10 protein-coding genes are annotated in these 15,551 nt (G+C 56.0%); 6 read left to right on the top strand and 4 right to left on the bottom strand.

What is annotated here, in order from left to right; genetic code table 11:
• The first annotated feature begins 139 nt into the window (after positions 1–139).
• The 5 genes from GPM19_RS13085 to GPM19_RS13065 all read left to right on the top strand — a co-directional run bounded on the left by GPM19_RS13085 (position 140) and on the right by GPM19_RS13065 (position 9,221).
• Positions 140–2,227, top strand: coding sequence for a heavy metal translocating P-type ATPase (locus tag GPM19_RS13085; RefSeq protein ID WP_227842431.1), 2,088 nt, complete (start codon positions 140–142; stop codon positions 2,225–2,227).
• Between the two features lie 96 nt (positions 2,228–2,323).
• Positions 2,324–3,319, top strand: coding sequence for a type I glyceraldehyde-3-phosphate dehydrogenase (gene gap / locus GPM19_RS13080; RefSeq protein ID WP_202114830.1), 996 nt, complete (start codon positions 2,324–2,326; stop codon positions 3,317–3,319).
• 2 nt (positions 3,320–3,321) lie between these two features.
• Positions 3,322–5,703, top strand: a complete 2,382-nt coding sequence (gene ppsA / locus GPM19_RS13075) for a phosphoenolpyruvate synthase (RefSeq protein ID WP_160419457.1) — start codon at positions 3,322–3,324, stop codon at positions 5,701–5,703.
• Positions 5,700–6,710, top strand: a complete 1,011-nt coding sequence (locus GPM19_RS13070; protein ID WP_160419456.1) for a hydroxyacid dehydrogenase — start codon at positions 5,700–5,702, stop codon at positions 6,708–6,710. The genes ppsA and GPM19_RS13070 overlap by 4 nt, the downstream gene beginning before the upstream one ends.
• 81 nt (positions 6,711–6,791) lie before the next feature.
• Positions 6,792–9,221: a glycoside hydrolase family 65 protein gene (locus GPM19_RS13065; RefSeq protein WP_160419455.1), complete on the top strand. Its 2,430-nt coding sequence runs from the start codon at positions 6,792–6,794 to the stop codon at positions 9,219–9,221.
• Between the two features lie 4 nt (positions 9,222–9,225).
• Here the strand turns inward: GPM19_RS13065 and GPM19_RS13060 are convergent, their stop codons facing one another.
• The 4 genes from GPM19_RS13060 to GPM19_RS13045 all read right to left on the bottom strand — a co-directional run bounded on the left by GPM19_RS13060 (position 9,226) and on the right by GPM19_RS13045 (position 13,792).
• Positions 9,226–10,539 carry an ATP-grasp domain-containing protein gene (locus tag GPM19_RS13060; protein WP_160419454.1) on the bottom strand — a complete coding sequence of 438 codons (1,314 nt, stop codon included), beginning with the start codon at positions 10,537–10,539 and terminating at the stop codon, positions 9,226–9,228.
• 94 nt (positions 10,540–10,633) lie between these two features.
• The gene (locus GPM19_RS13055; protein WP_160419453.1) at positions 10,634–11,575 is read right to left on the bottom strand and encodes a 1-phosphofructokinase family hexose kinase; all 942 of its coding nucleotides are present in this window, start codon (positions 11,573–11,575) and stop codon (positions 10,634–10,636) included.
• Positions 11,576–11,657: 82 nt separating this feature from the next.
• On the bottom strand, positions 11,658–12,674 hold the full coding sequence (locus GPM19_RS13050; protein WP_160419452.1) for a hypothetical protein: 1,017 nt from the start codon (positions 12,672–12,674) through the stop codon (positions 11,658–11,660).
• Between the two features lie 152 nt (positions 12,675–12,826).
• Positions 12,827–13,792 carry a zinc-binding metallopeptidase family protein gene (locus tag GPM19_RS13045; RefSeq protein WP_160419451.1) on the bottom strand — a complete coding sequence of 322 codons (966 nt, stop codon included), beginning with the start codon at positions 13,790–13,792 and terminating at the stop codon, positions 12,827–12,829.
• Between the two features lie 392 nt (positions 13,793–14,184).
• Here GPM19_RS13045 and GPM19_RS13040 point away from each other — a divergent pair, with 392 nt between their 5' ends.
• Positions 14,185–15,492: an ATP-grasp domain-containing protein gene (locus GPM19_RS13040; protein ID WP_160419450.1), complete on the top strand. Its 1,308-nt coding sequence runs from the start codon at positions 14,185–14,187 to the stop codon at positions 15,490–15,492.
• Positions 15,493–15,551: the final 59 nt, after the last annotated feature.

Below are 15,551 nucleotides of genomic sequence, written 5' to 3'. Positions count from 1 at the left end.
GGATTCTTCGGGACCCAACACATAATATCTTGACTAGGCTTATAGACACGTCAGACAACTTCCCCTGAAAGGCAGAAGGCCTTAGCCATGAAGATGGGCAGGTGTCAATGGGGATCACAATGGGGAAAGGGAGATTTGAATGAGTCCTTCCGAGAACGGCAATAACAGCGCTGGCAAGCAAGAGGAAGCAGGGCGCGCCACAAAAGGCCAGAAACACGAGCATGATCATGAGCAAGGTGGCGGGCATGACCATGGAGACCACGATAAACACGCTGGCCATAGTGTGGCGATGTTTCGAAGCAAATTCTGGGTTTGTCTGGTTCTCACTCTCCCCATCCTTTTCTTCAGCGAGAGAATCCAAAGCTGGTTTGGCTATTCAGCGCCTGAATTTACCGGCGCATGGTTGATCGCTCCGGTTCTCGGCGCCGTCGTGTTTTTTTACGGCGGGATGGTTTTCCTTAAAAGCGCATGGCATGAACTCCAAAGCCGCGAGCCGGGCATGATGACGCTAATCTCGCTGGCGATTACTGTCGCCTTTGTGTTCAGCCTGGCCGTGACCCTGGGATTTCCCGGCAATGATCTCTGGTGGGAGCTGGCCACGCTTGTAACCATCATGCTGCTTGGCCACTGGATCGAGATGCGTTCTGTCAGTCAGGCACAGGGCGCCCTGAAAGAGTTGGCCAAGCTACTGCCGGACACTGCTTTGCGGCTGGTGGATGGTGATACCGAGGAAGTCCCTGCGGACCAGCTCAAGGAAGGGGATCTCATCCTGGTGAAGCCCGGCGCGAGTGCCCCTGTGGATGGCGTGGTAAAAGAAGGCCAGAGTTCCATGGATGAGTCCATGATCACGGGCGAATCCAAGCCGATTGAAAAGAAGGAAGGCGATGAGGTAGTCGGGGGTACGGTAAATGGCGAGGGCTCACTGCGAGTCGAGGTAACCAAAGCCGGCGACGAAATGGCGCTGGCAGGCATCATGCGAATGGTGGAAGAAGCCCAGAGTTCCAGCTCACGCTCACAGGCGCTGGCCGATCGTGCCGCTTTCTGGTTGACGGTAGCTGCGGTAAGCGCTGGCATACTGACCTTTGCGGCCTGGATGCTTGCCGGCGCTACCTGGGATTTCACCATCAGCCGGGTAGTGACCGTTCTGGTCATTGCCTGCCCCCATGCACTTGGCCTGGCAGTGCCACTGGTCACCGCTATCTCGACCACATTGGGCGCCCGCAATGGCTTGCTGGTTCGGGACCGCCGCGGTCTCGAACAGGCGCGCAACCTCAATACCGTTGTATTCGACAAGACCGGCACATTGACATTGGGCGAGCACCGGGTTCTCGACACGGTTCCGGCGGAAGGAGAGGACATTGATGAAGTCCTGAAATTGGCCGCTGCAGTGGAGCAGGATTCAGAACATCCTATTGGCAAGGCGCTGCGAATAAGTGCCGAAGAACGAGAGCTGGAGATACCCGAGGCCCGAAATTTCAAGGCCAAGGCGGGAGAGGGAGTTCAGGCTGAAGTGGATTCCCGCAAGCTTCAGGTAGGAGGCCCCGCCTTACTGGAGAAACTCGGTGTTGATGTTGCTGAGTCGCTCCAGAAGGCAGCCAAGGACTTTGGCAAGAAAGGGCAGGCTGCAATTTATCTGATCGAGGAAGAGAAGGTGCTCGCCGTCTTTGCCATTGCTGATGCGATTAGAGAAGAATCCTACGATGCGATACGCGAGTTGCACGATCAGGGCATCGAGGTCGCCATGCTTACCGGAGACTCGACAGACGTTGCCAACTCAGTCGCGCGTGAGCTGGGTATCGACACGGTATTTGCCGAAGTCCTGCCGGATCAGAAAGCAGACAAGATCCGACAGCTTCAGAAAGAGGGCAAAAGCGTTGCCATGGTCGGTGACGGTGTCAATGACGCGCCGGCACTGGCTACTGCGGATGTAGGCATTGCCATAGGTGCCGGCACGGATGTGGCGGTGGAGGCCGGCGATGTGGTTCTTGTGCGGTCCGACCCGAGAGACGTTGCAAGGATCGTTGGCCTGAGCCGCGCCAACCACAGAAAAATGGTGCAGAACCTGTGGTGGGCGGCTGGTTACAACATTGTTGCCATTCCGCTTGCGGCCGGGGTTCTCTTCTGGATGGGTATCCTTCTCTCGCCGGCGGTCGGCGCGATTTTGATGTCCGCAAGCACAGTCATCGTGGCTATTAATGCGCAGCTTCTGCGCCGGGCGAAGATTTGATTAAAAGTGATCGATGATCTTTAAGTCCGTTAATTCTTGACTAGTCTGATAGACACGTCAGACAACCTTCCCTGAAAAGCAATGGAGAGCTTGGCCATGAAGATTGGCATAAACGGGTTCGGTCGCATAGGCCGTCAAGTATTTCGCATCGCCTATGAACAAGAAGGCCTGGAAGTGGTTCATATCAATGATATGGCCGACGCGGAAACGCTGGCCTACCTTCTGCAGTGCGACACCACCTACGGCCGCTGGACTCACCGAGTACGGGCCGAGGGGGATGCGCTGGTTATCGATGACAGTATGACCGTTTCGGTAAGCACGGAGAAAGACCCGGCGCAATTGCCCTGGCGGGAAAAGGGCGCGGAAGTGGTTCTCGAGGCCACCGGACTTTTCCGCAAAAAGGAAGACGCGCACAAACACATCGAAGCGGGCGCCCGGAAGGTGCTCATTTCGGCGCCGGGCAAAAGCGAGCTCGACGGTAACTTCATCCTGGGTGTCAATGGGGACCAGTTCGATCCGGACCGACACCACATTATTTCCATCGGAAGCTGCACGACCAATTGTCTGGCGCCGGTGGTGAAGGTGCTGCATGACGTGTTCGGAATCGAGCAAGGGTTCATCAATACGGTGCATGCCTATACCTCGTCCCAGAATCTGTTGGACGGTCCGCACAAGAAGCCCCGGCGGGGTCGCGCGGCGGCGGAAAATCTCGTACCTACTTCCACGGGCGCGGCAAAGATGATCGGTCAGATCATTCCGGATCTGGACGGAAAGCTCGATGGCATCGCGGTACGGGCACCGGTCAAAGCCGGCTCGCTACTCGATCTGACCTGCATACTGGCGGCAGAGGCCAGTGATGAGCGGATCAACGATGCATTTCGCGAACAGGCGAATGGTGCCATGAACGGCATTCTCGCCGTCGACGATTCGCCCCTTGTTTCCAGTGACATCATCGGCAGAGAAGAGAGCGCCATCGTAACCAGCCAGGACACCCAGTTAATCGGCGACCGCTTCGTCAAGGTGCTGGCCTGGTACGACAACGAGTGGGCGTTTTCCCAACGCTGTGTGGATATGATGCAACGGATGGGCTGACCATGACGGAACAAATCTACGTTCGCTGGTTCGAGGATCTGGGCAACAACGATGTCTCAAGTGTTGGAGGGAAAAACGCCTCTCTGGGGGAGATGATCGGTAATTTGCGAGAAGAGGGGGTGCGGGTGCCGGGAGGATTCGCCACCACGGCGGATGCCTACCGTGCTTATGTCGAGCACAATGAGCTGGGAGACACGATCCGGGAACTGACCGAAACGCTTGCCCGCGAGGAAAAATCGCTCAAGCAGGTGGGTAAGGACATCCGCGAGGCCTTTCGCAAAGGTGAGTTTCCGGACGACATTGAAGAGGCCATCCGGGATGCCTATGAGGAGCTTGCTGCCCGCAATGAGAAGAAGAACCTCCCCGTGGCGGTGCGCAGCAGTGCCACGGCGGAGGATCTACCCGAGGCGAGCTTCGCCGGACAACAGGAAACCTTTCTCAATATCCGCGGCGGCGACGACCTCATCGACGCCTGCCGGAAGTGCTATGCCTCGTTATTCACCGATCGTGCCCTCAACTACCGGGAGCATCGCGGTTTCGATCACCTGGAGCTCGCGCTCTCTGTGGGTGTACAGAAGATGGTGGGCTCGGACAAAGCCAGCGCCGGGGTGATGTTTTCCCTCGACACGGATAGCGGATTCCCCGACGTCGTGGTCATTAACGCCACTTGGGGGCTCGGCGAAACGGTGGTGCAGGGCACTGTGGACCCTGATGAGTACCGGGTCTTCAAGCCGGGGCTTGCGAACAAGAACCTAGTGCCAATCCTGGCCAAGAAATGCGGCAGCAAGAAGGAAAAAATGATCTACGCGTCTGGGGGATCGGGGCCCACCAGAACAGTGAACACCAAAAAGGCCGAGCAGGAAGCCTTGGTGCTCGGCGACGACGACATCCTCACCCTTGCCCGCTGGGCCGTGTCCATCGAAAAGCATTACGGCAAGCCCATGGATATGGAGTGGGCCAAGGACAGTGAGTCCGGCAAGCTCTATTGTGTCCAGGCCCGCCCCGAAACCGTTCACTCGCAAAAGCAATCCGGCGCGTTCAAAAGCTATCGGCTGAAGGAAACGGGCGAGGTACTGGCCAGGGGCGTGGCCATTGGCGAATCCATAGCGACCGGCCGGGTGAGGGTTCTCGATAGTCCCAAAGAGATGGACCGCTTCGAGGATGGCGACGTACTGGTCACCGAGCGGACAGACCCGGACTGGGGCCCCATCATGAAACGGGCCACGGCCATTGTCACCGATCATGGTGGCAGGACCAGCCATGCCGCGATCGTCAGCCGGGAACTGGGCGTTCCCGCGGTCGTGGGTACGGGCTCCGGGACTCAGGATCTCAAGGACGGCCAGGACGTCACGGTGTCGTGCGCGGAAGGCAGCGAAGGGCGGATTTACAAGGGAATCCTGGAGTACGAGGAGCGGGAGATCGATATCGAGGATCTGCCCGAACCGCCAGTGGAGTTGATGATCAACCTGGCCGCGCCGGACGCCGCTTTCCGCTGGTGGCAATTGCCGGTTCACGGTGTCGGTCTGGCCCGCATGGAATTCATCATCAATAACGTGATCAAGATTCATCCCCTGGCCCTGGCCCGATTCGATCAGGTGGAAGACAAGAAGGCGAAAAAGCGCATCGAGGAGCTCACTGCCGGTTACGAGGATAAAACGGCGTACTTTATCGAGCACCTCAGCCGGGGTATCGCCATGATCGCCGCCTCCCAGTATCCGGATCCAGTGATCGTTCGCATGAGCGACTTCAAGACCAACGAATATGCCAAGCTCATCGGCGGCGATCAGTTCGAGCCGCGTGAGGAAAATCCCATGCTGGGATTCCGCGGCGCTTCCAGGTATTACAGCGATCGCTACAGGGACGGTTTTGCTCTGGAATGCCAGGCAGTCAAGAAGGCCCGGGAGGAAATCGGCCTGGACAATATCGTGGTGATGCTTCCCTTCGTTCGCAATCCCCGGGAGGCGGACCGGGTCATCGAAGTGATGGCCGACCACGGGCTGCGGCGCGGCGAAAACGGCCTGCAGTTGTACATGATGTGCGAGATACCCTCCAATGTGTTTCTCGCAGAGCAGTTTGCCGAGCGGTTTGACGGTTTCTCCATCGGCAGCAATGACCTGACCCAGCTGGTGCTGGGGGTGGACCGGGATTCCGAGCAACTCAGCGAACTGTTCGATGAACGGGACGAGGCGGTCAAGACTGCAATCGTGCAAGTGATCGAAAAGGCTCACCAGAGCGGCTGCAAGGTGGGCATCTGCGGTCAGGCGCCCAGCGACTACCCGGATTTTGCGCAGTTCCTGGTGGATAGCGGTATCGATTCCATCTCGCTCAACCCCGACAGTGTGCTGGACATACTGGAAATCTGGCGAGAGGATAAATCCCAGTGAACATTGTTTTTTTTGATGTGGAAAAGTGGGAACGGGATTCCTTCGAGGTGTTGCAGGAAGAACACTCTGTGAGCTGCATTGAAGAGCCACTACGGGCCGGCAACGCCGAGGAGCACGCGGCAGCGGAAGCCATTTCCATCTTCATCTATTCCAAAGTGGATCGAGAGGCGCTGGACGCCATGCCAGACCTCAAATTGATCACCTCCAGGTCTACAGGCTTCGACCACATTGATATCAAGGAATGTGAACGGCGTGGAATCACGGTATGCAATTGCCCCGACTATGGCGGGAACACAGTTGCCGAGCACGTTTTTGGCCTTCTGCTCATGATCAGCCACCGACTGGAGGAAGCAGTGGAGCGGACCCGCAAGGGTGGCTTCTCGCCGCGTGGCCTGCAGGGTTTCGATTTGAGAGGAAAGACGCTGGGGGTTGTGGGTGCCGGCGATATCGGTATGGCCGTCATCCGTATTGCCCGGGGATTTGGCATGGATGTGCTGGCGTTTGACATTAAGCCGGATGAGGGCGCTGCCCACGAGCTTGAATTTGACTATGTGGATATGGACCACCTGCTGCGGGATGCCGATATCATCACCCTGCATGTGCCCGCCAGTTCCCGGACCCGCCATCTTATTGGCGCGGAGGCGTTCGAGAAAATGAAAGACGGAGTTGTCCTGATCAATACTGCCCGGGGCGACGTGGTCGACATCCGGGCTCTGGCGAGAGCACTGGCGGAGCAGAAAGTCGCGGCTGCCGGTCTGGATGTCCTGCCTTATGAACCGGTTATACGGGAAGAGGCGGAGCTGCTCCGTTCCGTCTACGAAGAGAACCAGGATCTTTCTTCCCTGCTGGCGAACGAGGTGCTGGTCCGAATGAAAAATGTGGTGGTGACCCCCCACAGTGCGTTCAATACGAGGGAAGCCGTACAGCGTATTCTCGATACCACGGTGGAAAATGTTCGCCGGTTCGTGGAGGGCAAGCCGGTGAATGTGGTCACAGATACGCAGTAGTAGCCTTGGGAAGCCGCTTCGGGACTCTGGGGCGCGTAATCCCTTCCGTTTCAGGCACTGATTGTTAGAGGAGAAAAGCTCATGAAAGATAGGTCACTCAGCGATTGGGAACTGGTCTACCATGAGTGGAACCCGGCGGAACAGCCCACCCGTGAAGCTCTGTTGACCCTCGGCAATGGCCATTTTGCAACGCGAGGAGCCGTGGAAGAATCCCAGGCTGGAGGTCCCCACTATCCGGGCACCTATCTTGCGGGGGGCTTTGATCGCGCGGAAAGCGAAATCGGCGGAAAGATCATAGAAAACGAGGATCTGGTTAACTGGCCCAATTGGTTGCCGCTTACGTTTCGCTGCGAGGATGGGGAATGGTTCGATCTGGCCAGTGTGACGCTTCTCGACTACACCCATTGGCTGGACCTTTACCGGGGGATCGTGCATCGGCATATTCGGTTCAGGGATCGGTCCGACCGTGAATTTAAACTGGAAACCCGGCGTATCGTTCACATGGACGATCCTCATATCGCCGCCATCAGCTGGGTGCTTACCCCCCTTGACTGGTCGGGAGCGGTGGAGGTGAGGTCGGCCATCGACGGCCGTGTTACCAATAGCGGCGTGGCCCGTTACCGGGATCTCAATGGCAGGCATCTGGAGGTGGAAGAGACCGGCCATGTGGGGGAGGAGGCGATTTTTCTCACTGCCAAAACCCTGCAGTCCCGAATCCGAATGGCCTTGGCGGTGCGTACCCGGGCCTGGGTAGATGACGAACCCGCCGCTGTCGAGCGGCGTACCCAGTTGGAGCAGAACTGGATCGGTCAATCTCTGTCGCTTATGGCGGAAAAAAACAGGCCGATCAGGGTGGAGAAGGTGCTGTCCCTGTACAGTTCCCGAGACCTCGCTATCAGCGAACCCGTTTTTGAAGCCTGTGAGGATATCCGCCATGCAGCGGATTTCGATGTTCTGTTCGAACAGCACCAACGGGCATGGCTAAGGCTGTGGCGCCGGGCTGATCTGACGCTGGCGGGCGAAGCCTGTACCCATGCTCAACCCGTCCTTCGCCTGCACCTTTTCCACCTGCTGCAGACCGCCTCCATGCATACGACGAGGCGGGACGTGAGCATTCCCGCCCGGGGGCTGCACGGAGAGGGTTATCGCGGACACATCTTCTGGGACGAGCTGTTCACCTTCCCCTATTTCAATTTACGACTTCCCGCTCTCACCCGTGCCCTGTTGCTCTATCGCTATGAACGCTTGCACTGGGCGCGCCGGGCGGCGAAGGAGGCCGGCTACAAGGGCGCCATGTTTCCCTGGCAGAGCGGCAGTGATGGCCGGGAGGAGAGCCAGGTTCTGCACCTGAACCCGAAATCGGGGCGCTGGATTCCCGACAACTCCCATACACAACGTCACGTGAATGCCGCCATTGCCTACAATGTGTGGCAGTATTTTCAGGCCACCGGCGATATGGAGTTTCTCTCGCTGTACGGTGCGGAGATACTGATCGAGATTGCCCAGTTCTGGGCAAGCATCGCTACCTATAATCCTGACCGCGAGCGCTATGAAATACGCGGCGTCATGGGCCCGGACGAGTTTCATACCCACTATCCCGACCGGAAAGAGCTGGGCCTGGACAATAACGCCTATACCAACGTCATGGCTGCATGGGTCCTGAAGACAGCTTGCGCCATGCTGGATATGCTGGGGGAGGACCGGCAGACCGAACTCCTTCAGCTTCTGGGGGTTTCCTCCGAGGACCTGCTTCGCTGGCAGGATGTAAGCAAACGGATGTTCGTCCCCTTCCAGTCGTCGGGGCTTATCAGCCAATTCGAGGGCTGGGACAACCTGGAGGAACTGGACTGGGAAAGACTGCGTGAGCAGCACGGTGATATCCAGCGCCTTGATCGTATCCTGGAAGCGGAAGATCGAGATTTGAACCGCTACAAGGCCACCAAGCAGGCCGATGTATTGATGCTGTTTTTTCTTTTTTCCGCCGAGGAACTCAGCGAAATATTTTCCCGTCTCGGCTATGACTTCGATCCCGCCAGTATTCCTGAAAACGTCGGGTATTATCTCGACCGAACGTCACATGGCTCCAGTCTTAGCCGGGTTGTGCACGCCTGGGTTCTGGCGAGAACGAACCGCGACCGCTCCTGGAACCTGTTCCAGGAAGCGCTTGCCAGTGACCTCGACGACGTTCAGGGAGGTACCACTCAGGAAGGTATTCACCTGGGAGCGATGGGTGGCACGGTGGATCTGATGCAGCGGTGCTATACCGGTATCGAAATGCGTGACGGGATACTCTGGCTCAATCCTCGTTTGCCGAAGGAGCTCAAGGAACTGAGCTTCTGTGTCCACTACCGGTGGCATTGGTTGCACATCCACTTGGATCACGAAACGATGACCGTCAGTTTTGAGAAAGGCTGGTCTTGCGCTGCTCGGGTTGGCTTCGGCGGTCAGGTATACGAAATGTGTGCGGGAGAGCAGAAACGTTTCAGCCTCAATGAGGTGAAGCCCTCATGAGATTTTAATTTTTCTCGCCAGCCGGTAGTGGCGAGAATTCAAAGGGCAGCTTCTTGATTGCCTGCTGGTAACGCTGCAGCATTTCATGCTGAGTTTTGCCTGCAACATTCACCTCTGCGAGGATATAGCTGTATGAATCCTGGTCTGGCATTTGTGACAGTCGCATTCCTTCCTGTGCTTTGATCACTATCTCCGTGTCGGGCTGCGACTCAGCGAGACGCGAGATCTGTTCGGCATTAGGTGCTTGGACAACGACTGCATCCTGCTGTGTGTAATGCCGTAGCAGAAATTTTGCGGCATGCTTGTAGAATCCGCCATGATGCTGAAATTGGGGGATGTCTCCCAAGGCTACGTGCACTACTACCTCGTGATTGGACATGCCATCTACCATCTCGAACTGGTAGGAATGAGACTGGGAGATTCGAGGGTTAATCTCGATAATCCATAAGTCGTCGCTAACTTCGTCCCAGAAAAATTCCATGTTGAAACAGCCGTTGTCGAAACCGATCTGGCGAAGCACTTTTTCGGCTATCTCAATAGCGCGATTCTGGATCCGGCGGGGCGCTTGAGAGGGATATTCATAGCGCAGGAAGCTCTTGTGGTTTTTGCCCCGAATCATATCCACCACGCCATGTACGTGAAATTCTCCATGCTGCACATAGCCCTCGGGGGCAAACTCCCAGCCATGGATGAGGTTTTCGGCAATGAGGCAATTACCATCAACCTTGTTCAGTTCAGGCGGCAAATCCGCTTTTGCCAGAATACTGTTGAAGGCATCGCCGATGCGTCTGATCCTCTGTTTTATTACTCCCAGAGCGTGGTGAAGCTCCCGTGTATTGTTGATGCGAAACCCGAGAGTAGAGCCATATCCCTTGATCGGTTTTATCCAGAAAGGGTGATTCAGCGTGATTTTGTCAACCGCATTTTCATCGAAGGGGTCGATGACGCAAAATTCCGGCGTAGCTTGGGGCACTACTTCTTGTTGTTCGAGACGGCTCCAATACTTGTGAGAACACTTGAGCACGGCCTCCAGGGAGGGTGACGGCAAGCCGAACTCAGCGCATAAAATGGCCGCCATGGGCATGGCCGGAAAATCCCAGTGGCAGATAATGGCGTCCACTGTCCCGTCGAACTTGCGCAAGATGTTGCGCGCTTTTTCAAGTTTGTCATCAATATAGAAGTTTTTCTGATGTACCACCTCGTCCGTGCGCAAAAGCGGGTGGAAGCAGAAGGCATCGGCATCGGGTATCTTCAGGAGATCTTGGGCATGGCGTTCATCGTATCCAAGAACGAATATGTTTTTTCGATGTTGATCCATGTTTTCCGCACCTTTTGATGCCAACCAAGTCTTTCACTTGAAATACATCCTTACCGGATTATAGAAGACAGAAGTATAGAAGACACAATAGTGTTTATTTGACGCGAATCGTCACCTTTTCGGCGATGGATTCAACCTTTTCGAGATCCATGAGCTGATTACCCGGCGTGCCGACCTTGGCGGCGGCGGCGGCCACGCCATAGGGAAATGCCTCGGCCACCGTTTTGCCACAGTCAAGCTGGTGGACCAGAGCGGAAACGAAGCTGTCTCCGGCGCCGACGTGACTGATCACTCGGGTCTCGGGAGGGCGGGCGTGAAGCTTCTCACCGGCACTGGAGGCGAGGAGGGCACCGTCAGCATCCAGAGTGACAATCAGGTTGTCGGCAAAACCCTGGTCCGCCATTTGTCCCATTGCCTCCAGTATGCTGGAGTAGTCCTCGGAACCGGAATATCCCAGGTCGACGAATTCTCTGAAGTTGAGTTTGGTGAGATAAATGCCCTTTCCCTTGGAAGAGGGAAGAGCCTTGCCGGACGTATCCAGTATTACCCTGGTTCCCCCATCGGCGGCCGAGCGCGCCAGGTTGCCGTAAAAATCATCCGGCACGCCACCCGGCAAGCTGCCGCTGAGCACCAGGTAATCAGGCGTCGGTTCCAGTGCTTTGAACGTATCGAGACACCGCTGCCACTCGGATTCCTGCAGTTCGGGGCCGGGGAAAACCAGATGAAAGAGCTTGCCGCTGGCTTTCTCCGTGACCGCCAGGCTTTGCCGGGTCTCTTCTTCGATGTCGACGCAATTCACGGAAAACATCTCGCGGGCCAGGAGTCGTTTCAGCAATTCACCCTGCAGGCCGCCTGTGGTGAGAATCGCCACCACATCTATGCCGAAGCGGTGCAGGTTACGGGCCACATTGATGCCGCCTCCTCCGGGTTCATAGGTGGTGTTGCGGCAGCGGGTCTTGCCGTTCTCCACCAATTCCCCGGTTTCTGCGAAGAGGTCGACGGTTGGATTCATCGTCACTGTCGCTACGTTACTCATAGCTCATTCCTCCAGTTGCTCGAAATAAGACAGCTTCCATTCTTCAATTCTCTAATTCTCCAACGGGGCTTTTCAGTTCGCTTTAGTCCCGGGCCATGGTTTCTGAGAATTTGTAGCGCTGTGCTCTATGGGCAATAAGATCATGGAGCAGGGCCAGGACAAGGGCCGTGCCCGATTCTACAGCGGAATGATACTGCCCGGACTGTTGCCAAAGGGCATGCTCTGTAGTGTGGCAGATCAAGGGCGGGCGGTGCACCGGTACACTGGCCATGACCAGACCGTTGCGGGCCTCGTGCAACTCCGAAAGGTGGTTGGCAGATTCGGGAAAGTCGCCCAAAATCATAGGGATACGGTGACGAAGGTCGGATAGAGAGTCGACCTGCCGGCACTCAAGCAGTATTTCCAGTTGATACATCACCAGCAGCGCCGTTCTGGCGCTGTATTCGTGGCGCTGCTCGGCCACTTTCAGCAGGGTGAATAGCACCTTGTTGATGCTTTTTATGGCGGTATCGGTCCGGCTGCTTTCAGTATCTTCCAGCCAGGCCCATACCTCTTCAAGGGACAGCTTTTTTAATGAGGGCCACTGGTTTTCCTGCGAAGCTTTCAAGGCACCGTAATAAATTCTGGAATCGTAATTCTGCGCCTCGTACTTGTGGGCACCTTCGCCGGCAAATCGGGTATCGAGAAGCTGGATGGCGCCGGGCCTGAGCAGATTGACCGCTATCACCAGCTGCTGGATAAAAACGGTGGCCACCTGGTAACTCTCTTCCTCTGTCGTGGCGTGATCCTGCGCAGAGACGGTAACGGCTAGTCCGGCCGCGATGACTTTGGCAGGGTCATCCACATGGGCCAATTGGTGCCTGGAGAACGAGCCGGACTGGTCACTGGCGTTTTCCATTGCGGCAATCAGCTCTCCGGCGTCCAGGCCGACGCGGTAGGAATCCGCCAAGCCGTTGAGCTGCCCCTGGGCCGTAAAACGCAGATTTGTGAAGAAGGCATTGGCCTGGTGCCAGAACTCGATAATCTCACGGGTCTCCTGTTCGTTACCCGGCGGAATCGCATTGCTGACCTTCAATTGAATGGTTGCCGATGACGTCATAGATAACTTCCTCCTGTAACAGCTCACTGAATCCCAGGTTCTTGTCGACGGACACCCCGGTATGGAATTGGCGTTTTACGTGATATCTGATTTTTACTACTGGATTGCTTTGCTTCAACATTACCCATGGCAACGCGGTAGCAATGAAAACATCAACGGCCCTGTGCACCTCGGCGCAACCAGTCATGCACGAAAGCAAGCTTGCGCAGTGCCACATCGGACAGCACAAAAGGATAGAGGTCCGACAATCCCATGGAGCGATTGACATGATTGACTCCGGCAACCAGTGACGCTGCGATATGAATCAGGCGCTCGGCATCTGGCTCAGCATAGGCATCCCAGCCCGGATGCGGCAACTCCGGCGAGGATAAACCTGCCGCGACAAAGCTATCGGTAATGTCGGTCAGGTGCAGCAGGTGTGCGGCGGTTTCTGCCCAGTCCTCGTGGGGGTGTGCGGAGGCGTAGGTCGTCAAGAACCTTTGCCTCCAGTCAGGTGGCGGGCCGTCATGGTAGTGACGCTGCAGGGCGGCAGGGTAGTCCGTGCGCTCGTCACCGAACATCTCTCTGAAAGCATCCAGAAAGTCATCACGCAGGCTCAAACGCCACCACAACATATGCGCAATCTCGTGGCGCATATGACCGATCATGGTGCGATAGGGCTCTTCCAGCGCCTCGCGCCGAGTAGTGCTTAGAACCGGGTCTGCCTCAGCCACGCTGATTGTCACCACACCTCCCACATGCCCCATGGGTACCGGGGTTGCACCTTCGGCAAGCATGTGAAATACCGGCGGCGCGCCAGGATCCTCTGGCCGGAACCAATGCCAGCGCCCAAGATTATCGATCACCCAGCGCTTGGCAGCCTCGGTCTGTGTCCAGTTGGGGATTGCGTTGGGGATCGAGGGGTCGGGGGCCAACGCCGTCATGGCGCACGATCGACAGAAAGCACCCTGTTGGGGAGCAATCCAGTTGCAACCGATGACCTCACGGTTGGCGCAGAAAGGCGGCACGGGAAGGAAAGCCCGCGCCTGCGGGTCGTAAGCAACCGGGAAACCATCGGCAGTAACCAGGTTGTCAAACCAGAGTGAACCGGATCCGACCGGGTTTGAAAAAACTCGCATAAGTCAGGTATCTCATCAGAGAGGAAAACTTAGTGTGGGGGCGACAATCCTCAAAAGTCTAGACGTTTATACAACGCTATGCTGATCAATAAGGTAGCTCATAATTTTTCATATAGCAGATATATGTAGGGTTCCTGATGATCAAATTAGTTATAGAAATTCTAACCTCTTGGCAGCGAGAAAACCTCTACAGCCATTCATCAGCAATCCTACAACTTAATTGCTATTTGTAATGGAGTCGACTAGCTTGGTCATAGGATGGGGTGCGCTTAATACTTCGCTAGTGCTGGCTTGCTCAATCGCCTCTGAGAAATATTGTATGCGGCTCAGTTCACCTGTTGCGCTCCAATATCGGCGCAGTCAGTCTGGGTTAACCAGCAAGGAGACATCGAATGTCGATAACATCAGAAAAGCAATTACCCGAAGCCGTAGCAGCTTGGCGTGATCCGGAGATGGATTCAGTTAAAGGAACCGAGACCCCTAAGGATCCCAACAAGGGTTATATCGCCCTGCTTGGCTGGAGTGTCAATGCGATCAAGGCTGCGCAAAAATTCGACCGCCGCTATGTCGTCGTTGCTCCGGACTGGGCTGCGGATTTTTGTGCCGCAAACAATATCCCTTTCATCCCATGGGATTTTATTCGCCTGAATGATCGCTCCCTGGAGATTGCTAAAAGGCTTAAGGAAGAAGGCGTCGATGTCGCCATACCGCTATTCGAGGAAACCGTTGAGTGGTCCGGTGCCATTAACTCTGTCCTCCTCGACAGCCCGCGTATGTTCGGACAGTCCATTCTGTTCCGTGACAAGGCCCTGATGAAGCGCCGTGCTCAGCTTGGCGGTATTCGCGTCGGGATCTTCGAGGAGGCGCACGAGAAAGAAGATATCATTCGCTTCATGAAGCGCGTCAACCAGACGCTGCTCAAGCTTGATGGTGACCCGGACGACCCGATTCACGTCAAGGCATTCGACAAGGCCGGCTGCCTGGGTCACCGAATGATCCGCAAGATAGAAGAAATTGATGCCATTCCGGCGGAAGAATATCCCTTGCTGATGGAAAGTCATCTGGATGGCTGGGAGTTTGCCGTTGAGGCCTGGATCCACGATGGCAAAATCAAGTTCCTCAACATTTCTGAATATGTAACGCTGGGCTATTCGGTGTTCGTGCCCGCTACCGAGCAACTCGAGAGTTGGCGTAACGCAATCACCAAGCAGATCGAGTTGCTGATCAAGACGTTCGATATCAAGTTTGGCTTGATTCACCCCGAGTACTTCGTCACTGCGGACGGTGAGATGTACTTTGGTGAAGTCGCTTACCGTCCGCCCGGGTTCAAGGCGTTCGAGCTTATCGAGATGGCCTACGGCTTCAATGCCTACCAGGCGTCGATGCTGGTGTTTGATCCTAAAAGCACCAAAGAGGAAGTCGATGCCTTCTTCCCCCGCGAAGTGGTCGACGCGAAGGGTTATGCAGGTTGCTTTGGCGTGTATCCACGCCGTCGTGTGGTCAGCACGCTGGAAATGCCCAAAGAAACGATTGAGCATCCCTATTTCGTGTCACATGAATTGGTTGCGCCAACAGAGGAGACTGTTCCTGACAGGTCGGCGTTCGGTACTCATTGGGGCCTGATATTCTTCTTTGGCGACGATCCCATCAAAGTGCGGGATCTGCTGAAAGCTCAAGAAGAGCTGGACTTCTACGTCTAAAGATCCAGCAAAGCAATACGTTTATCTATGGGCGCGTGTATCAGCATCAGAAATGTTAC

Origin of the sequence: Vreelandella zhuhanensis, from assembly GCF_009793355.1 — a bacterium.
GTDB lineage: Bacteria > Pseudomonadota > Gammaproteobacteria > Pseudomonadales > Halomonadaceae > Vreelandella > Vreelandella zhuhanensis.
The sequence above is the reverse complement of the archived record's forward strand: the minus strand, read 5'-3'. Positions and strand labels throughout refer to the sequence as shown.